The organism is Pseudomonas sp. DF11 (assembly GCF_058148565.1).
On record NZ_JBYVYN010000001.1, the window covers coordinates 1,452,699 to 1,474,146 of the forward strand.

The 21,448-nt window shown below is 57.8% G+C and carries 28 protein-coding genes; 2 read left to right on the plus strand and 26 right to left on the minus strand.

Going from position 1 to position 21,448, the window contains the following annotated elements; translation table 11 throughout:
- Position 1: 1 nt before the first annotated feature.
- The 18 genes from AC30D9_RS06250 to AC30D9_RS06335 all read right to left on the minus strand — a co-directional run bounded on the left by AC30D9_RS06250 (position 2) and on the right by AC30D9_RS06335 (position 14,842).
- Positions 2 to 352, minus strand: a complete 351-nt coding sequence (locus AC30D9_RS06250; protein ID WP_490143656.1) for a phage GP46 family protein — start codon at positions 350 to 352, stop codon at positions 2 to 4.
- A 68-nt stretch (positions 353 to 420) separates the two neighbouring features.
- Positions 421 to 675 carry a hypothetical protein gene (locus AC30D9_RS06255; protein WP_490143657.1) on the minus strand — a complete coding sequence of 85 codons (255 nt, stop codon included), beginning with the start codon at positions 673 to 675 and terminating at the stop codon, positions 421 to 423.
- A 38-nt stretch (positions 676 to 713) separates the two neighbouring features.
- Positions 714 to 1,274, minus strand: a complete 561-nt coding sequence (locus tag AC30D9_RS06260; RefSeq protein ID WP_490143658.1) for a phage baseplate assembly protein domain-containing protein — start codon at positions 1,272 to 1,274, stop codon at positions 714 to 716.
- On the minus strand, positions 1,274 to 2,395 hold the full coding sequence (locus tag AC30D9_RS06265) for a phage baseplate assembly protein (RefSeq protein WP_490143743.1): 1,122 nt from the start codon (positions 2,393 to 2,395) through the stop codon (positions 1,274 to 1,276). Before AC30D9_RS06265 ends, AC30D9_RS06260 begins: the two co-directional genes overlap by 1 nt.
- Positions 2,385 to 3,710 carry a DNA circularization protein gene (locus AC30D9_RS06270; RefSeq protein ID WP_490143659.1) on the minus strand — a complete coding sequence of 442 codons (1,326 nt, stop codon included), beginning with the start codon at positions 3,708 to 3,710 and terminating at the stop codon, positions 2,385 to 2,387. Before AC30D9_RS06270 ends, AC30D9_RS06265 begins: the two co-directional genes overlap by 11 nt.
- Positions 3,707 to 5,938: a phage tail tape measure protein gene (locus AC30D9_RS06275; protein ID WP_490143660.1), complete on the minus strand. Its 2,232-nt coding sequence runs from the start codon at positions 5,936 to 5,938 to the stop codon at positions 3,707 to 3,709. The genes AC30D9_RS06270 and AC30D9_RS06275 overlap by 4 nt, the downstream gene beginning before the upstream one ends.
- Positions 5,939 to 6,116: 178 nt before the next feature.
- Positions 6,117 to 6,503 (minus strand): hypothetical protein, encoded by a 387-nt coding sequence (locus tag AC30D9_RS06280; RefSeq protein ID WP_490143661.1) that lies wholly within the window; start codon positions 6,501 to 6,503, stop codon positions 6,117 to 6,119.
- 4 nt (positions 6,504 to 6,507) lie between these two features.
- Positions 6,508 to 6,879, minus strand: a complete 372-nt coding sequence (locus AC30D9_RS06285; protein WP_092456755.1) for a phage tail protein — start codon at positions 6,877 to 6,879, stop codon at positions 6,508 to 6,510.
- 13 nt (positions 6,880 to 6,892) lie between these two features.
- The gene (locus tag AC30D9_RS06290) at positions 6,893 to 7,990 is read right to left on the minus strand and encodes a phage tail sheath C-terminal domain-containing protein (protein WP_490143662.1); all 1,098 of its coding nucleotides are present in this window, start codon (positions 7,988 to 7,990) and stop codon (positions 6,893 to 6,895) included.
- Entirely contained in the window at positions 7,987 to 8,184 is a 198-nt protein-coding gene (locus AC30D9_RS06295; RefSeq protein WP_490143663.1) for a hypothetical protein, read from the minus strand. The genes AC30D9_RS06290 and AC30D9_RS06295 overlap by 4 nt, the downstream gene beginning before the upstream one ends.
- Complete coding sequence (locus AC30D9_RS06300) at positions 8,184 to 8,750, minus strand: phage protein Gp37 (RefSeq protein ID WP_490143664.1); 567 nt, start codon at positions 8,748 to 8,750, stop codon at positions 8,184 to 8,186. The genes AC30D9_RS06295 and AC30D9_RS06300 overlap by 1 nt, the downstream gene beginning before the upstream one ends.
- Complete coding sequence (locus tag AC30D9_RS06305; protein WP_490143665.1) at positions 8,750 to 9,241, minus strand: phage protein Gp36 family protein; 492 nt, start codon at positions 9,239 to 9,241, stop codon at positions 8,750 to 8,752. Before AC30D9_RS06305 ends, AC30D9_RS06300 begins: the two co-directional genes overlap by 1 nt.
- Positions 9,238 to 9,705: an HI1506-related protein gene (locus tag AC30D9_RS06310; protein ID WP_490143666.1), complete on the minus strand. Its 468-nt coding sequence runs from the start codon at positions 9,703 to 9,705 to the stop codon at positions 9,238 to 9,240. The genes AC30D9_RS06305 and AC30D9_RS06310 overlap by 4 nt, the downstream gene beginning before the upstream one ends.
- A 9-nt stretch (positions 9,706 to 9,714) precedes the next feature.
- Positions 9,715 to 10,608, minus strand: a complete 894-nt coding sequence (locus AC30D9_RS06315) for a Mu-like prophage major head subunit gpT family protein (protein WP_490143667.1) — start codon at positions 10,606 to 10,608, stop codon at positions 9,715 to 9,717.
- 30 nt (positions 10,609 to 10,638) lie between these two features.
- Complete coding sequence (locus AC30D9_RS06320; RefSeq protein ID WP_490143668.1) at positions 10,639 to 11,607, minus strand: phage protease; 969 nt, start codon at positions 11,605 to 11,607, stop codon at positions 10,639 to 10,641.
- Between the two features lie 47 nt (positions 11,608 to 11,654).
- A complete protein-coding gene (locus AC30D9_RS06325; protein ID WP_490143669.1) occupies positions 11,655 to 12,749 on the minus strand; it encodes a hypothetical protein in 1,095 nt (364 codons plus the stop codon).
- A 142-nt stretch (positions 12,750 to 12,891) separates the two neighbouring features.
- The gene (locus AC30D9_RS06330) at positions 12,892 to 13,455 is read right to left on the minus strand and encodes a phage virion morphogenesis protein (protein ID WP_490143670.1); all 564 of its coding nucleotides are present in this window, start codon (positions 13,453 to 13,455) and stop codon (positions 12,892 to 12,894) included.
- 100 nt (positions 13,456 to 13,555) lie between these two features.
- Positions 13,556 to 14,842 (minus strand): PBECR2 nuclease fold domain-containing protein, encoded by a 1,287-nt coding sequence (locus tag AC30D9_RS06335; protein ID WP_490143671.1) that lies wholly within the window; start codon positions 14,840 to 14,842, stop codon positions 13,556 to 13,558.
- A 110-nt stretch (positions 14,843 to 14,952) separates the two neighbouring features.
- Here AC30D9_RS06335 and AC30D9_RS06340 point away from each other — a divergent pair, with 110 nt between their 5' ends.
- Positions 14,953 to 15,225 carry a hypothetical protein gene (locus AC30D9_RS06340; RefSeq protein WP_490143672.1) on the plus strand — a complete coding sequence of 91 codons (273 nt, stop codon included), beginning with the start codon at positions 14,953 to 14,955 and terminating at the stop codon, positions 15,223 to 15,225.
- 11 nt (positions 15,226 to 15,236) lie between these two features.
- Here AC30D9_RS06340 and AC30D9_RS06345 read toward each other — a convergent pair whose 3' ends face one another.
- Complete coding sequence (locus tag AC30D9_RS06345) at positions 15,237 to 16,793, minus strand: DUF935 domain-containing protein (protein WP_490143673.1); 1,557 nt, start codon at positions 16,791 to 16,793, stop codon at positions 15,237 to 15,239.
- Entirely contained in the window at positions 16,793 to 18,346 is a 1,554-nt protein-coding gene (locus AC30D9_RS06350; protein ID WP_490143674.1) for a hypothetical protein, read from the minus strand. Before AC30D9_RS06350 ends, AC30D9_RS06345 begins: the two co-directional genes overlap by 1 nt.
- 59 nt (positions 18,347 to 18,405) lie before the next feature.
- Between AC30D9_RS06350 and AC30D9_RS06355 the strand changes: the two genes are divergently transcribed.
- On the plus strand, positions 18,406 to 18,873 hold the full coding sequence (locus AC30D9_RS06355; protein WP_490143675.1) for a hypothetical protein: 468 nt from the start codon (positions 18,406 to 18,408) through the stop codon (positions 18,871 to 18,873).
- 5 nt (positions 18,874 to 18,878) lie between these two features.
- On the opposite strand, the gene AC30D9_RS06360 is transcribed toward AC30D9_RS06355, so the two are convergent.
- From AC30D9_RS06360 to AC30D9_RS06385, 6 genes are read right to left on the minus strand one after another with little or no spacing between them, the layout of a single operon-like run.
- Positions 18,879 to 19,391: a DUF3486 family protein gene (locus tag AC30D9_RS06360; RefSeq protein ID WP_490143676.1), complete on the minus strand. Its 513-nt coding sequence runs from the start codon at positions 19,389 to 19,391 to the stop codon at positions 18,879 to 18,881.
- A gap of 4 nt (positions 19,392 to 19,395) precedes the next feature.
- On the minus strand, positions 19,396 to 19,707 hold the full coding sequence (locus AC30D9_RS06365; RefSeq protein ID WP_490143677.1) for a hypothetical protein: 312 nt from the start codon (positions 19,705 to 19,707) through the stop codon (positions 19,396 to 19,398).
- On the minus strand, positions 19,704 to 20,015 hold the full coding sequence (locus AC30D9_RS06370) for a hypothetical protein (protein WP_490143678.1): 312 nt from the start codon (positions 20,013 to 20,015) through the stop codon (positions 19,704 to 19,706). Before AC30D9_RS06370 ends, AC30D9_RS06365 begins: the two co-directional genes overlap by 4 nt.
- Entirely contained in the window at positions 20,015 to 20,233 is a 219-nt protein-coding gene (locus AC30D9_RS06375) for a TraR/DksA C4-type zinc finger protein (protein ID WP_490143679.1), read from the minus strand. The genes AC30D9_RS06370 and AC30D9_RS06375 overlap by 1 nt, the downstream gene beginning before the upstream one ends.
- The gene (locus tag AC30D9_RS06380) at positions 20,220 to 20,855 is read right to left on the minus strand and encodes a DNA-packaging protein (RefSeq protein WP_490143680.1); all 636 of its coding nucleotides are present in this window, start codon (positions 20,853 to 20,855) and stop codon (positions 20,220 to 20,222) included. Before AC30D9_RS06380 ends, AC30D9_RS06375 begins: the two co-directional genes overlap by 14 nt.
- Complete coding sequence (locus AC30D9_RS06385; protein WP_490143681.1) at positions 20,852 to 21,448, minus strand: transglycosylase SLT domain-containing protein; 597 nt, start codon at positions 21,446 to 21,448, stop codon at positions 20,852 to 20,854. The genes AC30D9_RS06380 and AC30D9_RS06385 overlap by 4 nt, the downstream gene beginning before the upstream one ends.

The window sequence follows — 21,448 nt, forward strand, 5'->3', positions numbered from 1 at the left end:
GTCAAATCACCCTTACAGGTTGGCGAAACACCTGCGGATTGCCGGTGGCGTCGATGATGTCGGTTTGCAGATTGAGCCAGCCCTTGTGGGGCTGTTCAGTGGTTATAGTGATCGCCTTGGCGCGACCGTCATCCAGCAGAGGCTGGAGCGCTTGCTCCGCGTACTGTTTGGCAAGAATGCCCACCCGAGAGCGGTCTTTTTCGCGGCGAAGTTCGTGCAGGCGGGAGCCCAACTTGGGGTCAGCCCACCAGCTTCCGAGGGGAGTCGTGAGGCGGATGTAGACGGCGTTCGCCAGCGTATTGATACGCTGGCCCGTCAAGTCGCCTGTAGTTGGGTTTATGCCTGCGTCCATGGTAGGTATGGTGCAGGGTCAGTCGTCGAGGGGGTATTTCAGGGTGGTTTAAGATTTAGTGGCTAGATTTACACTAAGTACGTTTTGTCTGGGAGCTTCGACGCATGAACAAATTTCCCAGCCAGATCAGGTGCAGGAACCAAATGCGGGAACTTACGCTCCCCGGAGTTTTTCGAGCCACTAACCGGAAGCAATCCAACAGTTATACCGTCGTGAGTAAGACCCCAGGCAGCCACAGGCGTAGCAGTCCATTTACCGGCATCGTTATTCCACTCTAGGTAGTACCAATCGGTGCAGGGTGATACTTGAATAATTTTGCTCATTGAAGCCTCCTTTTATAGGCCCCCGACGTTATCACAACCTATTGCTGTTGAGTCGGCGTAGGCCCACCACCGTGATTGTGTCCGTTGTAAATATTACGGTCAGCCTGCATGTTTCGAGTGTGATCAGCAATCTCACCGTCAGCTTTGATGCTTCCCTCAACGCGCTCATCCCCGGTGACTTCAACTATAGGTGTCTCAAATCGCACCTTGATACCGGCCTTGACCACCAGCGTATCAGTCACGATCTCCACCACCCGGCCGCGCTTCAAATGCACGTAGTCACCCTCATCGGTGTAGATCGACACTTCGCCGTCCTGGAGCGCGATTCTGTAGCGACCATCCTCACTGGCGGCAACGATGGCATGTTTGCTATTCCCACCTACGGGGATAACCAGATACTCGGCCCCCGGCAGAGGTGCCGAGCTGAAGCCATAGTGCTGGAACAGCTCCCCAGTCACCGACTCGCCGGACAAACCCTGCATGTCCACGCCAATCAGCTTGCCATGGCTGTTACGGGCCGCGACGGCACGAAACGGCAGCCGTATATTCGACATGAAACGGCCGACCTGCTCGCGAATCAAGCGCCCCATATTGCTCATCAAAGCCCCTTAACCATTTCAATGAAGGCCGCGTCTTTATTGACCTTGCCTTTGTGTTTCTTCTGCTTGACGCCATCGAGCACCCACATTTTGTCTTCTCGCAAACGCAGCTCAGTGATTTCACCTTCGCCTCGGGACAAGCGCAGCGTGCGAGCCATTAAAAAAAAGGTGCCGTCCAGCTCGTGGGGCTCGCTACGGACGATGACACGCTGGCCCGGTGTCCATACTTGTCCATTGTCGGCCCGGTGCCCCTCAACGATGGCGCGGATCTCGAAGCCTTCCAGGCGGCTATCGGCGAGCAGCTTGCGGGCGCGGGTGGTGGCCATGTCTTGGTTCTCACTGGCGCTGTCAATGATGACCTTGGGTCGAAAGATCCCACGGCGAGCCAAGGTTTCGTCCTGGATGACCGAACGCAGGTGGGAACGCTTGGTGTCGAGCCCATCATTGTCGTACTGCCCGTGCTGGCCAAGGACGGTGATCTGGCTAAAGCGGTTGGCTATGGAGCGGCGGACGCTCAGGCGCTGCACGTTGTTGCCGACGCCATCCTCACGCATGATCAGTGCGCCAACTGGTGGTGTGTTGTAGTCGGGGCCACCAATGACCAGACGCCCATCCGGTTCGATCCATGGCCATAGCCCATTGGCCTCGGCGACCTGGAGCAACGCCTCCCAAGCTGACTGGCCTGGCTCTATCTGAATGCGGCGCCGGGTCTTGGCCTGGTCGGCGCGGATCTCGACTCGGTCAATGCCCAAGGGCTTAACCACCTGGTCAAGGATCTGCGCCAGCGATGCTTCGCGCATTGATACGAACGGCGCCGAGCAATCAACCAGTGGCGCAGCACGGTCGCGGCCGTTGATGCGAATTGAAATGCCCTGACGGGAAATGTCGTGCTCGAACTCGTCGAGTTGCCCCGTCAACACGCGATCCGTCCCCAGAGTCAGGGAACACGGCGCGCCCTCTTTCAATACTGACGGCAACCGCGTCGTTTCCTTGGTGTAAAGCTCCAGCTCAAAAGCATCCGCAGGCGTCAGCAAGTCGGATTCAACCGACCAGCCGTCCCAGGTGTCGTGGGCCAACCCACCAATGGCGAGGCGGATCGGTGCTGTTTGGTCATTCTGCATAGGCACGTAGCACCCTCCCGGCCGGAATGTTGTGTGGGGTATTCAGGTCAGGATTGAGACGGATCAACTCTAGAGCGCGGGAGTGGTCGCCATACCAGCGATGGGCCAACAGCCGAAGGCTGGCTGGGGTCTCGACCACCCGCTCAACCATGGGCGGGCTCTGCAAAATGACCTGGCGAGCACGGGCTTGGATCAGCGCGGCGGTGTTGCGCAACGCCTCAATGATGGGGCGCGAGGTCTCGACGTCATACAAACGTCGCTGAAGCAGAATCGCGGACTGGACCAACGAGCGCACCAGGTTAACCAGCCCCTCCAATTCCAACGGGCTAAGCGTCGGCTTTTGGCCTTCGTCCTCGATGACGATGGCCACCGCCTGGGCGTGTGCGGCTGCCAGTTCGGTGATGACCAGCACCACCAGGGCAAAGCCGCTACTTTCCACAGGATCATCAGGCATACCGTCCGGCAACAGGTCTACGTCCGGCGCAATCCCCTGGCGGGCGTTGATCAAAAAGGCGTTACCCGCTCGTACCGCTTCAGTGGTCAGGCTGGCACCGCCGGGAATGCTGGCCGGGACGCCGGACATGGACAGTAACGCAGTCGACGAACTGGGCGTGCTGCCTTGGATAGCGCTGCGGATCTGCGTCGGGGTGCGGAACAGGTCAACCAGCGGATCGTAGACGGCCGAAGGATGCTTGGCCATGGACGCCACACCGGAGACCACGCCAAGGATCTGCGAGCGCAGTTGTTGCACTCGCAAGAAAATACCGGGCAAGCCCAAGGCTTTTTCGATCAGGCCAACCCAACCGCCACCGATCCAGGATTGAATCTCGCTGACCAGGGAGTCGATACGGCCGAACAAATCAAAAACGCCATCCTGCCAGCTCGCTTGCTCTTCCTCGTCAGTGACGCCGATGTCGACGAATTCAAACTGGCGGGCAAAGAACGGCAGCGCTGGTGTGTCCTCCAGAAATAGCAGGCTGACCAGGGCCGAGTCGGGGCCGTCCGCATTGTGCTTAACCTCCCATGTCTGGCTAACGACGCTGAGGCTGCCATAGATGGGATGGATCAGCTCTCCAGGGCCTGGCGTGTCCAAGGCCCGCAAGATGTTCTGTAGTTCCAGCTCATAATTGACGCCGAATACCACGACCTGCATCTGGAAACGACGGGCACCGCGCCCTAGGTCCCGAACGCTGTCCCCATCTTTAAAGGGCGTGCCGTGCTCGGCCAAAGCCCGTTGGGCCTGGAGGCTTTCCTCGACCACCTGGATTGGCACCCCCCGAAAGGAAGCGTCCAGTAGCGTCTCTGTCCAGCTCATTGGCCGCGCCTCACTTGCAGGTCAGTACGGCGCTCGACTTCGGCCTGGATCATTCGCGAGTCTGACCGAACTTCGATAACCAATGGTTTGTCCAGGAGCTGTTGCAGTCGGGCCACAGCAGCTTGAGTGTCGGCACCAGCCCCCACGGCGCGATTGGCAACGCCCGCAGCCCAGGCGTTGGCGCCTTCGACAGAATTACCCGATGCAGTCAGCCCGGTTTGCTGGTGCGCCAGGCGCTGGGCCTGACTCGATAACCAGTCCTGCGACTGATTAGGGTTCTGCCCAGCCAAAGCAATACGGTTGCTGTAGAACGCTGACTGATAAGCACGTTGCCCGTCATCTAGAAGTTTGTTCCTGGGAACCATGGCCAGGCGATCTTCGTCGGTATTCTGGCCGGTCGAGCCGCTGAGCTGCGTTGCGCTGGCACCGAGCGCAAGCGGTGCCAACCATGGCGCGATAAAACCACCCGGCTTGCCCTTACCAGATGAAGAGGTGCCACCGGGCATATCCGGCATGCCAACACCAGGTTGCATATTGCCGGGCCAGTTGGTCACAAACACTGAAGTGACTCCCGTGGCTTCCTCCAGCACCTTCCCGACCGCTATGTTCTTCAGCGTCTCTGGGCCACCCATTACCTTATTCACCAATGCACCTGCACCGGCTTTGGCACCGCGCCCAGCGTAATAACCACCCACGCCCAATGCAGCGCCACCGAAGAGCATTTGCTCGCCCGATAAATTCAAGTCATCGAGCAGGTAGCTCCCCATGTCCGCGAAGCTTTTATTAATTGGAGTTGCCATCCGGTCGATGGCCTCACCTAAAGTTGCCTTCATCCTGGTAGCCGTGCCGCTGGCACTGCTGGTGTTTTCCTTTAGATCACTTTTAAAAATCGGTTCGGCTTTTTGAAGCGTGGCAGCACCACTGCGGAAGTCGTCCAAGCGCTCACCGGTCAACATGCTGCGCATACCGCGCACAGTGTCCTGGTCCATACCCTTGAAAACGACGCCCATAAACTTTGCGCGCTGCTCATCGGTTTTCATTGCGCTGTACTTTCTCTTCAACTCTTCAAATACAGCGAGTGGGTTCTTTGATGTCCCGTCTTTGTTGAAAAAGCCAACACCGCTTGAATTGGTGATTTGGTCTCGGTACTGCTTATTACTGAACACGCGAAGGGTCGATTCAGCCAATGTTCCCAGCCGATCCGGTTGTTGTTCAACCTTGGAAAGGGCTTCAGTGAAGGCGAGAGCTTGCTCAATCGACATGCCTGCGGCTGATGCAACACCGCCAATTTTCGGAAATAGATCAGACAGATGCTCAAGCTCCGCTGTACCGAGGCGCCCGGCGACGGTCATTTTCTGCAAAAGGTCGAGGGCCGCGCCGCCTTTGTTCAAGTCGATGTTAAAGGCACTCGCAGCCGCAACAACGGCCTTCCCCAAGACCGCAGAATCCGCACCGGTGATAGTTGATGCTTGACCAATTGCGTCGGCAGTCTTTTTAGCCGGTTCATAATCAACGCCGGACGCAATCAACGTATTGAAACCAGAGTCCACACTTTCGCGGCTCAGACCATAGTCTTTGGCAATCCTGAAACCTTCGTTCTTCCAGTCATCTTTCTGCTCTGGCGACATGTTCGCCGTTTGCTTTGTACGAATTAACTGACGATCTAAGCGAGCACTACCGGTTAAACCCGCGACAGCGCCGACGCCAACGCCGAGGCCTGCCAACTGGCCTTGAGCGCTTGATCCCAAAGACTTGATTCGATCAAACTCTTTTCGAACACCTGCTGCGACACCCTTAAGCGTCTGGAGGTTGCGACCGCCGTTCTGCGCCAGGCGACGGAAGGCTGATTCGGTGCGTTCAACGCTTTGGCGAAGCGGCCGCACACCTTGACTGTCCGCACTTGCGGAATCAGCCTTGATGTCGCGAGCAGCCTTGCGCCCGGCATCGGCCATCGCTTTGAGTTCTTCCTTGGTCTTGCCTATCTCCAGCCGAGTCTGCGAGCCCGCTTTCGCGGTTTCGCGCATGGAGTTCCGGATTACCTGGTAACTCGTTGCGCCAGCTTGGCCAACCTTAGAAATGGCCGTTCCCGCCTTCCAGCTTTCATCGGCCAATGACTTCGCGCCTTCCTTGCCAGCCTTGCGCAGGTCGCGGTTAAGCTGCTCGATTTCGCGACGGCTGTTTCCCGAGTGGGCTTGAATACGGAGCGCAACGCGCAAATCTGAACTCATCAAACACTCCAGAGCGTCTTACAGGTACAAGAAAGGCCCGGTATCGAGCCTTTGAATCACTTGGGGGCTGGCAGCTTTTTACGTTGCCGTTTGCTCACGTACCGCGTGGCCTTGGGCTTGCCTACGATCAGGTCAATACGTGCGTCGATCTCCGGTCGAGTCATCTGCCGAATTTCGTCTAGGCGGTAGCCTGCTCGGACGAGTCCATGTTCGATGCGTCGCCAGTCGGCGATGCCGCGCTCGGCGGCGCGAGCTTTTTTTCCAACTCCATATCCGCATCTGCAATGACCCCAAGGTCAGTTTCGCTCAGCGCTTCGCGCAACAATTCCACTGTCAACGCTTCGGGCGGAATGTCGCCCAAGGACAGCAACTGGCGGTGATACACCGCCAAGGTGATGAGCTGAATGGACCCATTCGGGTATTGCTCTTGAGCGGCGACCAGATCTCCGGCCATGCCGATACGCAGGGTGAAGCGCTTGTGGCGCAGGCCTGAGTAGTAAACGCCGTGGTGCAACTCACCATTGGCGGTCAAGCCCTCCCACTGCTTGTTCGATTGCTCGGTCATTGCCTCACTCCGTGTAGTAGTTCAATGCGGCGACGGTCAGGTCGCGGGTCGCTTCGCCTTCAACCTGGTACTTGCTGCCCATCTCCAGGAGCGAACAGCCGGTCCAGGTCTGGCGTTTACTGCCGCCGTCCTGGGGATAGATCGTGATCTTGGCGTCCATCAGGGCACGCCAGTCCGGCTCGCCGGATTTAGGAATCGCCACCGAGATTTTCAGCTCATGCTCTTCAATACCTTTAGCCGTGCCGGTGGCGCGGCCGGTGCGGTTCATGGTTTTGACCACCTTGCGTCCGGTCTTAAGGCTCGGCTCAACGCTGAGCACTTCGTAATCGGTGCCGTTGATCTCCAGGACGATCTGTCCCACATAGTTATCAGCCATCTAGCGTTACCTCTTACAAGAGCAAGTCGATGCGACCGGCGAACACATGCAGGCCGTTGACGACGTCAGTGGGAATGGAAGCGTTGAGGCGGTTCACGTCCTGGAGCGAGCGCTCGACCACCAGGCTATCGGCGTTGGCCTCAACCTCTTCGATAATCTCCAGCTCTTCCAGCTTGCGCAGCACGTCCAGCAGCTCGCCGCGCACCGCGTCGGGCGTTTTCTTGGAGAGTTTCGAGCGAGGGAAGCGCAGGCGGATTCGCTCGCGGCACGCATTGCGCACGTAGTACAGGGTGCGCATGGTGGTCAGGTCGAGCAGCGACACATCCGTCGCACCGGCTGCGGACTTGGTGTAGGTCGTTACGGCGCGCACGATCTGAATCACGTCACCGGCCGCCACTTCCAGCGGTGTTACGCCGTTGGCCAGCGCGGTTTCCTGCTCGGTGCGGCCGAGACGCTGGGTGATGGTCGGCACCTGGATACCCTTCAGCACTAGGGTATTCAGCGGGCGGGCGGGGTCTTCCTCCGAAGCAATCACGGCAGCGTAAGCAGCGGCCACCTGACGCGCTGTCGAGGTGGTCCCCGGAAGTACGGCCAAGGTAATCGCGCCAGAGTTCAGCGAGGCAGCCAACGTGGTGGCGGCGGACAAGGTGCTGGTCAACGCCGCCACGCCGATGATGCTTTGTTGTTCGATAGAGTCGGTGTAGGTCTGGATGTGCGTGCGCAGTGCAGTCAACGCGGTTTGGCTGAACCAGGCAGGCACCAACAGCGTGTAGCCGCCCAGCGCCGTGGCATCCAGCGCGGCGACGATACTCGGCTCAGCATCTCCCTCGACCACAACGCCGATGACCGAGATAGCAACGTAGCGATAGGCACCAATCGCGGCGGCGACCATCTCTTCGGCAACCGGCCCGAAGAGCTTTCCAGCTTCGGTGGCGCTATATACCTGGATTGGTACGTGCGGTGCCGCCGTCGCATCGGCACCAAGCGGGACAATCAGGCAAATGCTCTGTTTGTTGGTCGGCAGCGTGCGCACGGCAAGGCTGGTGTTGAACTCGAAATAAGCACCCGGCTTGCGGATCGAGGCCGGGATAGTGTCAAAGGCGATGGTCATTCGACGGGCTCCTGTGCGGGTTGTTTGGCACTGCTGCGCGACCTCTTGCCGATCAGCAGTTCGCCCGTCGCAATTCGGCGACGGTAATAAGAGGTATCCGGCACCTCGACCGAGTCAGCGGGTGCCGCCTCGATATGTTGGTGTGGGTCTTTTTCCATGGGCACCCGGTGACCAGGCGCGGCAATTACGTGCATTACACGTCCCTCAATTCGATGTTGTCGGTGGCCACCGGCTCGGGGTTATCCGAGGGCGAGTGGTACGCCAGATTGACGCCCAAGAAGTCAGGCAAGGCCTCGGCCGGTTTCTGCCAATCCAGCTCAATCAAAAACGACTGACCCAGGACAGACAGGTGGTCGCTCGATAGCTTGCCGTTGACCAAGTTGGATAGTTCTGTAGGCCGGATGGCGGCGCGGTTTTCCCACGGCTGCCAATCCACCAGTTGGTGCATGCATGCTTCCCAAAGGGCGTAGCTGCCTACATCGGTCGGCGTCGTCCCGCGCCGGGTCTCCCGCTCACCGCGTGGATGGCGGGTAGCGATAACCAGACGGAACGTAATCGGCACGCTGTAGCGCCCTTGGGCAGAGCGTTTGAACGTCACTTTCGGCACCATCACCAGCACTGCGGGGCAACGCTTGAGCAAGCCGGACAACAGATCGGGGTCGCTCAATTCGCCGCCATAGCCTTCAACGACCAGCTTGGGCAGTTTGGTTTTCAGCTCTTTAAGCCGCGCCTCGATCAGATCTTCCAGCTCGCCCAGCACTACAAAGACCTCAAGGTGCGACGGCTCATAAGCCGAGGCTGACTGCTGACTTGTAGCCCGGACTGGCCACCGTCACCGGCGCCACGTTCCTTGTCCTCGGCAGCCAGGGTTTCCAAGCGCTTGATGACGTCCTTGTAGAGCACACGCACCGTCGAGTCCTCCTTACCGGCATCGTCGTACAGGTGGTAACGGGCAATCTCGGCCAGATCATCAGTCACCCACTGGGGCGCGTCCTCTCCGGCCGAGCGGAAACGCAGGTAAAACGAAACTTCGCTGCGTGCCCTGGTCACGGCGTCGGCGATCCTGGCCAACGTCGCAACCGCGATGGCTATGTCTTCGGCGGGCCAGTCATCCAACGGTTGACCCGACGCAGCCGCTACCAGCAACTCCGGCTCAATGACCCGCCCGTCATCCGGCGCCGCGACCTGGGAGATGTCGCGGGCACCAAAGCGGATCAGGAGTTGGGTAGCCGATGGCAGCGTCAGATTCATTTGCCGTCGGCCTTGGCTTTGGTGGACCGGGCTTTCTCAGGCTTAACAGGCGCTTCAACGGCACCCGAGGGTGCAGGCGAATCGTCCGCAGGTTGGCCGTCTACCGGAACCTGGCCAGGTCCCTGAGCATCCGGTCCTGGCTCGCCGTCGCCCAGGATTTGAGCGACGGTGTCGACCACTGCATTACCCACAGATGCAGCGTTTGCTTCAAACGCTTGCGACTGGCTTGCTTCCAAGGCGTCGGGCGCTTGCGATAACGGGGCTTGCGACAAAGGTTCATTGACCTGCTCCTGCACCTGGTCGAATTCATCCGCCGCATAGGCGAGGATCAGTTGCGGCTCTTTACTCAGCGCCTCCAACTGTTCATCCGTGAAGAAGTCATCCGCGTAACTCGTGGGAGTGCTGGGGTGGGCGATACCGCAGCGCCGGAAACCGTCGCGCTTGGAGGTGATAACAATCGTCATGGCGCCCCCTTATCCAAGCCAGCTCGGCGCCAGCACTTCGGCTGTGCCTGCCCACTCGTTGCCGTTGTCGGCGTCCTTGACCAGGATCTTGCGGGCCATGCCTTCCAGTTGGGACGGAACGACCAACAGTCCAGGATTGACGCCCAGCGGACGACCACCGTCCGCTTTGAAATCCTTCATGGCGGCACGGGCGGCGCCGTAGGTCTCGGCGGTCAGCGGCTCTTTCGAGCAGTAAGCGAATTGCCAGAAGCCGAAACCCACATTGACGCGGGCGTCGACGCCATATCGGTACTCGTCGCGCATGAATACCTGTTCATCGTCCATGCTGGTCATGGCTTTGAGGGCATAGTTGCGGCGGGTTTGGAAGATGATCGGCTTGATTGCGCGGCTGACGTCGAGCAGATACCAGGCCGGACCTGTGCCGTCCTTGTAGTTGCTGACCGATACGGCCGTGCCGGTACCGTCGGTTTCTGGGTAGACAGGGTGATCGGCGTCGAAGAAATTTTGGCCGTCATAGCACTGCGTGGTCAGTCCGGCCTTCAGCAGACCAAACACCAACTCGTCGGGGTGGGCGCTGGAGGCTCGGCCCATCTCGGCGAACAGCGGCTTGTAGACGCCTATCTCGTCGTCTTCGATGGAGTCACGTGGAACGCCTACCGACGACTCGAACTTTTTATTGGTGATTGAGTAGCCGTGCGCCGCCATGTTCTTGAGCACACGGTCGCCGATCCACTCGCGGAAGGTCGGGAACTGACCCAGCCAGCCATAGGTATTGCTGGCGGAGGACGACGGCACAGGCGTGGCGATGCGCTTCCAATCCGTCGGAGTTGTCGACTGGGCGTTCTGAAATTCTGCCTTGAACGCGGTAAACAACGCCGACAAGGAGCTGGAGGTAATAATCATGAGTGCTTCCTGTATAGAGGGACGGACGGATTACGCCTTGCCCTTGATGAACTCGGCTTCGCTCATACCCAGCAGCGAGGCGACCTTTTGCTCTTCGGCGTTCAGCGCCGTAGCGGTGTTGTCGGGTTTGCGTTCGCCCAAGTTGCTGGCAGCGGCAACTACCGGCGCCGCCTCGACAAAGGCCTTGAAGCGAGCCAGCCCGGTTTCGTCCTGGCAGGCGACGCGGTGGTATTCAACAGTGGCCGGGGTGATCTTCCCGGCCTGGGTGGCAGCAGTGATCAGCGCGTCGACAGCCTTCTCGTGGTCGGCTTTCTTCTGCGTGGCCAAGGCTTGTTCGGCGTTAATGGCGCGGCTCTCCAAAGCGTTGTAATCCGCCCGAGGGACGAACTGTTCCAGGTTGGGCCGCTCGGCGTTCATTGCCTGGGCGGTGGTTTTGAGTTGCGAGGTGGCCGCGATGGCCTGTTCTTCGGTGGCGGTTTCGGGCAAGCCGAGCGCGGCCAAAAGCGCAGGTGAAAGCTTCACAGGCGAGTTCTCCGGGGTTTCTTGGTTGAGGGCTGTCAGGAGGAAGTTGGGTTTGTTGGTCAGCCCTGCGCTGACCAGGCGCACGATGCGCATGGAGTCGGATTCGTAGTCGAAGACAGGAGAAAGGAACCGGTACTCGCGGTTGACGACTTGAGTGGCGCCACGTGGAGTCCAATCGACAAGCCCCCACAGGCCGCCGTCCCGGATTTCCAGTTGCTTGATCCAGCCAGCGGCCGGGGCGTCTTCGCCCTTGGTGGCGCGGTGTTGGGTGGCGTGCTCCCAATCAATGGGCAGGTCGATAGCGCGGCCGGTGAAGCTGGATTGCACCAGCGTCCCGGCCTGCTCATCGAACAGCCATTGCCGACCATCGCGACCGATGACCTTGGGGCCTTGGGGGATAAGTTCGACCCACTCAGGCGCCTGGCCGTCAGAGACGGCGGCGGATAGGTCGGTGTTGAGGGCGAGTTGTGTTTTCATGCCGCCAGTTTGGAATACGTGGCGGCTCTACTAAATGTCAGGAACGTTTAAGATTTTTGGGAGCGGCTATTAATCTGAGAGATTAATTCTTCGACAACCCACTTAGCACCAAGTCGCGTGGCGGCACTATTTATAACCAGTACCTCTCCGTCAACTAGTCGCTCAGGAGTCTCATCACCATCGCTATCAAGCAATAACTGAATAACCGGTTTCTTACCGACTCGATGCTGTAGGTTTGCTAGCATATTCGGCTCTAGCTGTTTTCCCCGGCGAAAAACCAAGATAACACAGTTAGCATATATATTGGATTCCCGACGCCTAAGCGCCCCTTCCATCGCTATTCCACCACTGCAAGCAATCCTTTTAGCTCTCAAGTTGTCTTGTATTTGCTCACCTAAGCTCAAAGAAAGGCCTGCATCATCTAAGATAATTATCTCGCATTTGTGATCGCTCCAAACATTGAGCTCATAGACTTGCGGTGTTAAATCCTCTTCGGTCGAACAGGCCTTTACAAAATCCTTGCCAAGCTCGCTTAATTGGGTTCCATCTACAAACCCCTTTGCTGACAAACTTACCACGGCTAGATGTTCGACACTCCAGGGGATGTAACTAGTCAAAAATTTTTCGGCCGTCAGTTCACCTGGGCCTTGGACAGGTATTATTGAAAAGTTGCTGATTACATACGCTTTCCTAAGGAAGTCTAGATGGTCCCATGCCATTTCCTTGAGCGCCAAAATGTAGTGCCGCCTCAGCTCCGGCTTTATCTTGCCCAGGGCGATGGCACGGGTTAACAGTGCGTAGGGGACTGTTTTTTCATCCTCGATGTCTGACAGGCAGGCTTGCATAAGCGCATGAAAATTGGCCTCTTCTAATTCTGCGCTCAGCATCTCCTCGTCTAGCAATTCATCTCGATACAGCAGATGTTGATGAAACTCCAGGATCCGCTTGTCGTCCCTGGCGTGCACATATTCTCGTATTTTCCCTATTCCGGTCTTTGACATCTCGTACAAAGCATCGGCGATGGGAGAGCCCCCTGTTGAGATGTTCACCCCGGCCTTCAGAGCAATGTCAGCGACCTTCAGTACTTTTCCAGTGATTGGATGCTTTGAAATACCTATGAGATTTTTTGTAATTCTTGCCATAAGGCGATCCTTCTTAGCTAGTGTCTGGGGTCAGGCTAGCACTGAAACGCAATCTAACGCGTGCCTAACGCCTAGTCTGGCATGCACCCCCGCCCAAGGCATGCGACAAGAGGTATCGTTGCTGATACGCGACTTGGAAGGCTCAACCGTCAATCGGCTCTAGAAGGTAGTTTTTAACAATAAAGATCAGCTCTGCGTCATCCTCAGAGGACAAGCCTAAATAGGGTCGTTCGGGCAACTCTGCCAAGTGCGCTCCTCGTGTCACCCACTGTGAAAAATTGGATGTGCGTTTCCTAACGAAGCGATTCCCGACCGAACCATCCTTACCCTGACGGAAGTAGACCTGCTGCGATCTGGCCGCGTGCTCGATCTTGCCGCCGAACTGGTGGATCGCCCCGTAAGGACGGTCCGTGCCAAACGCTAGCTCGTTATTGCTGACGCTATGACGTAGCGTGTCCTGGAGGGCACCTGTTTCTCGAAGGATGCGGCCATCTTTCTTTTTGGCCAGGGTTGAGGGCGCAAGCGGTGCCCAAGGCGAACCATCAGGAGCAACCTGACGCCGGAATCTATCGTCCGTAGACTGGTGCAAGTATTCGGCGATATCCAGGAGGGGCGTCGTCAGATCCCCAAAACGCTCCATCAGCTCTGCCAGCGCAGTCCCCGTCCGGCTGTCGTCCAACTCCACATTAAGCATTGCACCGGCCACAAGCACCTCCTACTATCTATTCAGCCCATTGAGTGAGCAGTCCCCGCCAGGACCTCCAGGCCTACACTCAGGGTTTAATCGCGTGTGGCGGCGCGCGGTTTTATTTCTGATCAATCTGCGGGCGGCGATACAAGCGAACCCCTATCCTCAGTTGCTCCAGGTAGTCGGGATCATTCGACTCAGGTGAGAACGTCGTTACACCGTCCCAACCATCATCCCCCACCTCGAACACAGAAAGCGCCGGTACAGGCTCGCCATCGACTTGATAGCGCGAGATGTAGCGACGGCGCACGACGGCCTTGTTCCTGGAATACAGCCACTCCAAGCGCACCCATACCTCATCGGGATCCTTGATTGCGTCGGCCAGGAGGAGCAGCTCGCGAGCGTGACCTCGTTTGCGGATCTTCAAAGCGCCGGTTTTGGCATTGGTAAACAACTCCCGCCCGATGACCACTGAGTCCCCAATCACGTCCTTGAACACCACCGGCTTTGCATCGGTCGCGCCGAACTCACCGAGGAATCGCTCTACATATTCCGAATCGCTTAAGTCCGTCGGCAACAGCCGGTCGGGCGCCATTTCTCGCGCTGGAGGCAGCGCACCTGGTGCACGACGGTTCGGCAGTCCGGCGCCTTGAACACTACTTGCACGCGCTCCGGGATCAGGCAGAGGGTCATAGGCTCGCAGAGGTGGAACGGCCGCATTTAACCGCGATTGACCTGGTGCATAGTCGAAGCCTGGATCGATGCCTTTTGGCACCTGAACCACTCTTGGGCCGTTCGGACTGTTAACGCCAATGGTCCTGCTTTCATACTCGATAACTGGTGCCGGGCCCACCGTCAGCCCTTGCCGGTCAACGTCTCGCTGACTCAGCATGAACTTCTTGCACTTGCAGCCCCAACCATTCTGCGGACTATGAGTCGTCCACCATGGATCATCCAGGGGTAACACCGTGCCATCCCATGCCAGATGCTGCGGCCGTGGGTGCGCACTATCTCCGTGACGATAAATCCCAAAAGGTCGACGCTTGCGCAGCTCAGGGTCCGCCATCTGCGTTTCACGGCCAGCGTTATAGGACTGACGTAGGTTGGTTTCGTAAATCACGCGGGAGCGCCAGCCCCGGCCGCCGTTGTACTGCCATCCATGCTTTCCAACGACCTGGTCGAAGTCCTTTCTGAACTGTTCAAGGGTCAAACCCTGGCTAATCGCCTTTTCAACGGCGCCGCGCATGTCACAAAGCAGGTCCCGCTTCATCGTCCCGGCGACGACAAAAGCCCAGTCATGTTCGACGTTATAGATGTCCGTCCAAGCGCGGGTTGGAACGTCCGTCTTGCCCCGGAAATAGTCGATTTGCTCTTTGAATGGAAGAGAGCCATGAGATACCGCCATTGTTAACCTGCTCTGGTCGCGTTAAAAAAAATGCCATACAGCCCTAATTATTTCCGAACCTCTGCCGACCCTATGTCGTTAGTCCATCACACTTTAAAGCGAAGGTTTAAATGCTAAAAGATCTTATGTTCTATTCGTTTTTTCTCAGTGCAGCCATCTTTGCTGGCACTTACTATCTGACGAAGAAAAGTAAGGGCGTTGCTTGGATGGTCACTATCGTCGTGGCTTTGGTGGTTGTTGGATTCGTGTTTCCTTCACCTCAGCAGGCGCACGACCTTTCAAATATTGCAGACAACGTCACGCTGCTCATTTCTAAGGGTGTGTATCTGCTTTGTTGGGGTGGGGCAGCAGTGATTTTGCATAAGTTGCTTCCAGACTATTGATTCGAAGCGACTTATAGTCCTCGCAATATGTCATCCCGCCCAGCCAAGCTGGCAGCCGCCAGCCCATCGGCGATCATGTCTGCCAACTGAGCTGTGTTCATCATTGGATAAGTTTCAATTAACCGGTCCCGAAACTCTTCCAAGCTATTGACGGTGTCGAGCAGTTCCTTGATCTGTTCGACCATGTCATCCAGTGGACCTGCCACGGCCCGCTCCACCGTTCGCACCTGGTTATCAACGATGTCCGACACTGCCGCCGGCTTGGCTGATGCTTGCTCGCGGTTCGTTGCCTGCGCCAAAGGTGGAGAAACGACCGGTGCCGGCACGCCCAGCAGTTCCGCCCCCGCCGCTGGTTCGGGAATGTTGAGTTTGTCCCGAATAACCGATTGCTCGACCTTCAGGCCCAGTGGCACTAGATCCTTTAGCGCCTGTATCAGAATCTTCGAATCTTCCGGTTGTGGCACGTCCAGGATCAGGCGCGGATAAGGTCGACCTGGTGCAAAGTTCAGGTCGCACCAGGGCCGGACGAAGTACCGTTGCAGGGTGTTGGATTCGGCCTTGGCATCCGCTTGCAAAAGGTCGAGGCGCACCTCGTTGTGAACTTTGGCTTGGGCCTGGCTGGAACCGTCATCGGTGGACATGGTTTGCCCGACTACTGCCTTGCTAACCTGTTTATCCCACCATTCGGCCAAGCCTTTGAAAAAATCGCCCGCGCCCGTGACATTGGCGGCCTGGGTGAAGTCGATGCGCATGCTGTCAGGGATGACGGCGGCGGCATCGCTACCGAGGTTAGCCACCGCCGACATGAGCGTTGCAATGTCCTCTTTACTAGCACCTGGACCGTAGCGACCGACGCGCATGGGCATGCCAAAGATGTCGGCAAAACCCATCCAATCTTTCCAGGTCCAGGCCTTGCACATGTAACCAACGGCGGCGAGACGCGCCAGGCCACCCCGGATCGGTAGACCCGAACGAATGCGCGGCAAGTGGACGATGAATTTATAAGGCGCCAACGCTACGCCTTCGACGGGGTCGGCTTCGTCGAGCAAGCGCAGTTCGCGACCGGTGTCACGGTCGAATTGAAAGAAACGCTGGTCGCGTGGCTCAAAGCACGACGGGTTCCAAGTCTTGCCGCTGCGGTCCCACATGATCTCCGACACGGCGTAGCCCTTGCCCATGGCGTCGGTCAGGTCGGCTTGCAGCTCGCCAAATTCGGGCGAGTCGACAATCTCTTTCAACGCATCGGCCCGACGGATGTCCTCGGCATCGTCGCTCGCAGCCTCAATCCGGATGTTCAGGCCTGCCACCGCCAACTTGCGAGTGCCCAGGACCGAGGCGTAATGCAGGTCGCGTTCTTCCATTTCCTCGGCCAGCGTGAGGTAGTCATGGGCCGAGCCTTCGGAGGCGGCTTGCAGGATGTTGGCGAGCCGACCAGGCGTCAGGCCGCTGGCCACCGACTGGTGCCAAACCTGACGTATCCCAGTAGTATGGGCTGCGGCCAGTTCTTCGGTGAGTTTGTCGTACTGGATGGGTCGGCCGTACTGGTCGACGATGCGTGAATCAGCCATTACCAAATGCCTTTCTGAGTTCGCCAGCCGTCACCGAGCTTGATCTCGCGATCTTGCTGGGCTGCGGGTTGGATTCGGTGATATTCGAAGATTTCGGTTTCCTGCCGAGAGGCATAGTCCGCCAGCACGGCCGCGATGCCCGCGTCACCGTGGCGCTTTGGACCGGATTTTTCACCCTTCTCGTTGGTACGTTTTTCCGGGATGCGGGCGACGCCCTTGACCATGCGAAAGGCGCGCACATCGCTGACCACGTCTTTGTCGGCCGGGATGTTGTAGAAGCTGTCGTCTTCTAGGGCGGCCTTGAACGGCGGCATGTTGTCGCGATACCAACCCTCGGTGAGCATTACTCGCTCAATGCGATTGAAACCGTACTCAATGGCGGTTTCTTCCGAAAGCTGGGAGCCGTTGCCCCTAGCGTCGTCTGCGCCTTTGCGGAAGTTGGGTAGTCGGTCGATGATGAAGAACTTGATCTGACGCTGTTGCTTGAATGGCACGTTACGCAGTTCGACTACGAACGGTGTGCGCCTGCGCAGATTCTGTTCCTTGAGCAACGGCCAAATGACCGAAAGGTCGCCAGAGCGAGCGAAGTCCATCCCATAATAGCTTTGGACATCCAGCGGGATCGCTTCAAGCAATGGTTTTAAATGCTCTTCGCACCACTCTAGCGACTCAGCTAGGCGCAGGGGTTCCGGCAGGGTCTCGTAGCCCTGCGGATACGCCAGGCGCAACACTGGCACGTCGCGGTTACTGCGCTGCTCGACCAGGGCCAGGCTTAGGAAGGCACCGCCGCCCTGGGACGGCACACAGTCCAACTCTTCTTCTGACGCATCGCCATAGAAGTCATAGACATCCTGGATCCATGCGGCTTCCTCTTCGGGTTTGTATTCGATGCCCTTACGCAGACAAACACGCTGATAAAGTCCATCGGCTACCGCTTCACGGAATGGGCAGCGGAACAAAGCTCCCTTGCGTTTACCTGCACGAATGTCGTTGATCAGTTCATTGAAGGCATTTTCGGTGCCGTCGTGGGTACTGATGACGTGTACTTCGCCCCCCCAAATCAGCAGCGCTAGCGCGGCTTTCAACAGCTCGGCCAAATCCTGGTGAAACGCCGCCTCGTCGATTACTACGACGCCCTGGCGGCCGCGCAGGTTGGACGGGCGGCTGGTCAGCGCGACGATGCGGTGTCCGCTGGGAAAAACGATGGTGTAGGTCTTGATGTGTTTGTCAGGCTCGCTATCCGGCCAAATGCCTTCCTCGATCTCTCCGGCCGCGTAATTGAAAGCCCGCGCCCACATGGCGCAAGCCTGGATATACTCGACCGTCATGTCCTGGTTGTAGCCTAGGTAATAGACAGTCTGGCCTGCGGCGGATTTTTCGGCGGCTGCCACTAGCACATTGTCCGCTGCTTCCGCCCAAGTGAGACCGATTCGGCGAGACTTCTCTCCGACCTTTAAGGGTGCACGAATTCCGATCCAATCTTTTTGATATCCGAGCAGAACTGCTGGCGCAGCTAAGCTGGTAGTGTTTTCAAGAATGATTGGAAGACTCATGCTATAAAGCCTCTAACGCCCGGTATCACTAGCGAAGAACCATTCAAAGGACGTGATTGATGATCGATTGGATTGCAGCTGCATTTACAAGCACCAAGACTGCTGGTGATATCGCTAAAAGCCTGATGACTTTGCGAGATGAGGAGTCTGTGCGAAGCCGGGTCTTCGACCTGACTTCCAGTTTGATGGATTTGCAGGGGCAGCTCCTTAGCGCCCAATCGGAACAGACCACCCTTATTAACCGTATTCATGCACTCGAAGCCGACATTCTGAAATTTCAGCGATGGGATGAGGAAAAGGCGCGATATCAACTGCATCAGTTTCCTTCCGGAGCGCTGGCTTTTCAGATTAAACCGGAGTGTCAAAGTACCGAGCCGATGCACTACCTGTGCGCGCTCTGTATCGAACGAGCGGAAAAATCTGTAATGCAGCCCTGTGGGGCCGGCTTGAAATGTCATTCTTGTGCGGCCGTCATTCCGACGAAGGCACATGTGCCCATCAATGTTCGGCGGATTAGAAACCGCTAGCATTTTCATGTAGCCATTCCCAATATCTCGCGACGGATCTCGTCAACCGTCGCTTGATTCAATCCACCTTTCCTAACTATTTTCTCAACACGGGATGCGGCAGCTTCGACCTTCTCGCGATATTCGGTTTGCCATTTTTTCTGCGCAATGGAAGCCTTTCCCAACTCGGCAACAGCTTTGGCAACCTTGGCTAAATCAAACGGCTTATCATCCGTCATCAGCAGCTTAAACAAATGCTCCTGGACCAGGCGCATCAATGCTTCGTTAACCGCCCCCTCTTCATCCGGCGCAGCCGCCACCACGGCTCGGGCTTGTTCGCTAGCGACCTTGAGCGCTGATAGCTTGGATTCGAAGTCCTGACCATATCGGTGCAAGGCTGACTTGCTGATTGAAAAGCCCTTGGCCGACAGCTCGGCCGCGAGGCTTTCGTACTCGCCGAAGCCGTTTTCAGCGAGGGCTTTATCCAGCCAGGCTTTAACAGCCGCTGGCAGGCTGGCGACTTTGCTACGCGGTGGCATGGCGTCAGCTCCAGTACTTTTCCGGTCGGGCAATGCCGGGATTGCACGGGATGGTGTATTCCGCGACGTCGACGCCGTAGTGCGTCAGACCGCAAATCCATACGCCGCTGGGCTGCTTGTTCAGAGTGGCCAGGCTACGGTCGGCCAAGTAGTCCAGTTCGCGCCGCAACTCCAGGCCAGTGGCGTCGGGAAAGATTCCCTGGATGGTCGACAGCACCACCGCTTCGTGAGGGTCAACTGGGCGCGATGTGTTGAGGGTCAGGATGATGTACCAGCGCAGGGATTCCCGGCGCGCCTTGGCTGGATCAATGTTCATGGGCGTAATCCTTTGAGTTGAGCGTTTTCTAACTTGAGCGCCAGGCCATCAAGCTTGGCTTCGATAATGGATTGATTGCGCGCCCAGTCTTCGCGGCGAACGTAGTGCAAAGGCATCTCGCCACGCAGGCGCTCCATACCGATCTCCATCTCGCGCAATCGCTCACTGTCCTTGTCCACCACGGCAAAGCGTTGATCCAAGCGCCGCTCCATTTGCACCAGGAGCATTTTCATAACGCCGACAAATGCGCCCAGGATGGTCACGGCGATACTGATCATTTGCCACACCGGCATTTCGAGTGTCGCCATCAGTGCTTACTCCTTTCGCGACGGCTTTGGCACTGTGCGCAGCGCTGAACACCGGGGATGGCCTGGCGTCTGGCCTCGGGTATTGGCATTTCACAATCAGTCATCTGGCAGAACTCGGCAGAAGGCCCAGTCAAGGTTTCCCGTTGTGCCAAATGTGCCGCTAAAGAGATTTCGTGGTGACGCGCCTCCAGGATGCTGGCGTAGTCATTTGCTTTCATTGAGGGTCCAATCAATCAAGTGGTTGAGCTGCGCCCGGCAGATTCCATACAGCTCGGCATTGCGCACGTGGTTGGCCAGGAGTTGAGCCTGGCCAAGGCCGGAGTCGAATTCGTCAGCGGTTCCGGTTCCGTTGGACGGCGCAGCAGTTCCGCTGGCGCCGTTCGGGGCTGGCATTGCGGTACTGATTCCGTTGGCGTTGTTCCACACGCGGACAAAGCCAGTAGTGAACACAGCAACAGGGAGCGGTTCGAGCTGCGCGCCAGAAGTGGGACGGTAGAGGCTGGTAACACGGGCTATCTCTCCAGTGAGTTTGTCAGTGGTCTTGCGCAACAAGTCCTTGGTGTCCGAAAGCTGGCTCGCCAGTTGGTTGCCCTTGGCCTGTTCGGCAATCAATGAAGCCGACGCTTGCTTCGCCGCGCTGGCGGCGGCCTCGGCCATGTTTTGTTTTTCCTGGGCGAAGGTCTCGCGGAGTCCGGCAGCAACGACGGCACCTTCGGCTTTGCCAACCGCATGGCCATCGTCATAGCCGTCCTGCCAGTTGAGGTGCAGGCCGTAGACAACCACTGCGATGACGGCCAGATACCAGAGCGCTGGCTTGAGCAATTCAAAAGGCGTTTTCATGGGCAGACTCCCTGGCCCCAACCATTGGCGACATACAAGGCCTCCCAACGCAAAAGGATCAGGCGCGGGTATTGGCGGTTTTCCTTAAAAGCTGTGGCCGAGCGGCCTGCGTTGTACCGCTCGACAGAATCGAACCAGGTCAGCGGATCGGCCCCTTTAGCCGATGCCAACTTACGGTCGCGAAACACCCAGCCCAAGCCACCGTTGTAGGCAGACAAGGTCAACGCAGCGTGCTCGCAAAGGTCACGCCCTTGAAGGCGAGCCGACAACCAACGGTCATAGCTGACAAGCGCCTGCATGGACCAAATCGGATTGAACGGCTCGACCTTGCCCAAGGCTTTAGGGAACACCTGAGCGAGCCAGGTCGCGGTCGAGGGCATCACCTGGCCCAAGCCTTGCGCACCGACTGGCGATTTAGCGTCGAACCGCCAGCGGCTTTCCTGGTGGATCTGCGCAGCGAAGGTCGCGACCGGCGCATCCAAGCCCCATTCCGCCTGAGCGATGCGGGTCAGGTCGCGGCGGTAGCGTTCGGCTTGGTCGGGGATCTCTGCACGCACCGGCAGGCTGACAGCCAACCCGACCAGGGAAGCCAT

Coding starts and splice junctions, on each gene's coding strand:
- AC30D9_RS06250 (WP_490143656.1), bottom strand. CDS start 352: ATGGACGCAGGCATAAACCCAACTACAGGCGACTTGACGGGCCAGCGT.
- AC30D9_RS06255 (WP_490143657.1), bottom strand. CDS start 675: ATGAGCAAAATTATTCAAGTATCACCCTGCACCGATTGGTACTACCTA.
- AC30D9_RS06260 (WP_490143658.1), bottom strand. CDS start 1,274: ATGAGCAATATGGGGCGCTTGATTCGCGAGCAGGTCGGCCGTTTCATG.
- AC30D9_RS06265 (WP_490143743.1), bottom strand. CDS start 2,395: ATGCAGAATGACCAAACAGCACCGATCCGCCTCGCCATTGGTGGGTTG.
- AC30D9_RS06270 (WP_490143659.1), bottom strand. CDS start 3,710: ATGAGCTGGACAGAGACGCTACTGGACGCTTCCTTTCGGGGGGTGCCA.
- AC30D9_RS06275 (WP_490143660.1), bottom strand. CDS start 5,938: ATGAGTTCAGATTTGCGCGTTGCGCTCCGTATTCAAGCCCACTCGGGA.
- AC30D9_RS06280 (WP_490143661.1), bottom strand. CDS start 6,503: ATGACCGAGCAATCGAACAAGCAGTGGGAGGGCTTGACCGCCAATGGT.
- AC30D9_RS06285 (WP_092456755.1), bottom strand. CDS start 6,879: ATGGCTGATAACTATGTGGGACAGATCGTCCTGGAGATCAACGGCACC.
- AC30D9_RS06290 (WP_490143662.1), bottom strand. CDS start 7,990: ATGACCATCGCCTTTGACACTATCCCGGCCTCGATCCGCAAGCCGGGT.
- AC30D9_RS06295 (WP_490143663.1), bottom strand. CDS start 8,184: ATGCACGTAATTGCCGCGCCTGGTCACCGGGTGCCCATGGAAAAAGAC.
- AC30D9_RS06305 (WP_490143665.1), bottom strand. CDS start 9,241: ATGAATCTGACGCTGCCATCGGCTACCCAACTCCTGATCCGCTTTGGT.
- AC30D9_RS06310 (WP_490143666.1), bottom strand. CDS start 9,705: ATGACGATTGTTATCACCTCCAAGCGCGACGGTTTCCGGCGCTGCGGT.
- AC30D9_RS06315 (WP_490143667.1), bottom strand. CDS start 10,608: ATGATTATTACCTCCAGCTCCTTGTCGGCGTTGTTTACCGCGTTCAAG.
- AC30D9_RS06320 (WP_490143668.1), bottom strand. CDS start 11,607: ATGAAAACACAACTCGCCCTCAACACCGACCTATCCGCCGCCGTCTCT.
- AC30D9_RS06325 (WP_490143669.1), bottom strand. CDS start 12,749: ATGGCAAGAATTACAAAAAATCTCATAGGTATTTCAAAGCATCCAATC.
- AC30D9_RS06335 (WP_490143671.1), bottom strand. CDS start 14,842: ATGGCGGTATCTCATGGCTCTCTTCCATTCAAAGAGCAAATCGACTAT.
- AC30D9_RS06340 (WP_490143672.1), top strand. CDS start 14,953: ATGCTAAAAGATCTTATGTTCTATTCGTTTTTTCTCAGTGCAGCCATC.
- AC30D9_RS06345 (WP_490143673.1), bottom strand. CDS start 16,793: ATGGCTGATTCACGCATCGTCGACCAGTACGGCCGACCCATCCAGTAC.
- AC30D9_RS06350 (WP_490143674.1), bottom strand. CDS start 18,346: ATGAGTCTTCCAATCATTCTTGAAAACACTACCAGCTTAGCTGCGCCA.
- AC30D9_RS06355 (WP_490143675.1), top strand. CDS start 18,406: ATGATCGATTGGATTGCAGCTGCATTTACAAGCACCAAGACTGCTGGT.
- AC30D9_RS06360 (WP_490143676.1), bottom strand. CDS start 19,391: ATGCCACCGCGTAGCAAAGTCGCCAGCCTGCCAGCGGCTGTTAAAGCC.
- AC30D9_RS06365 (WP_490143677.1), bottom strand. CDS start 19,707: ATGAACATTGATCCAGCCAAGGCGCGCCGGGAATCCCTGCGCTGGTAC.
- AC30D9_RS06370 (WP_490143678.1), bottom strand. CDS start 20,015: ATGGCGACACTCGAAATGCCGGTGTGGCAAATGATCAGTATCGCCGTG.
- AC30D9_RS06375 (WP_490143679.1), bottom strand. CDS start 20,233: ATGAAAGCAAATGACTACGCCAGCATCCTGGAGGCGCGTCACCACGAA.
- AC30D9_RS06380 (WP_490143680.1), bottom strand. CDS start 20,855: ATGAAAACGCCTTTTGAATTGCTCAAGCCAGCGCTCTGGTATCTGGCC.
- AC30D9_RS06385 (WP_490143681.1), bottom strand. CDS start 21,448: ATGGCTTCCCTGGTCGGGTTGGCTGTCAGCCTGCCGGTGCGTGCAGAG.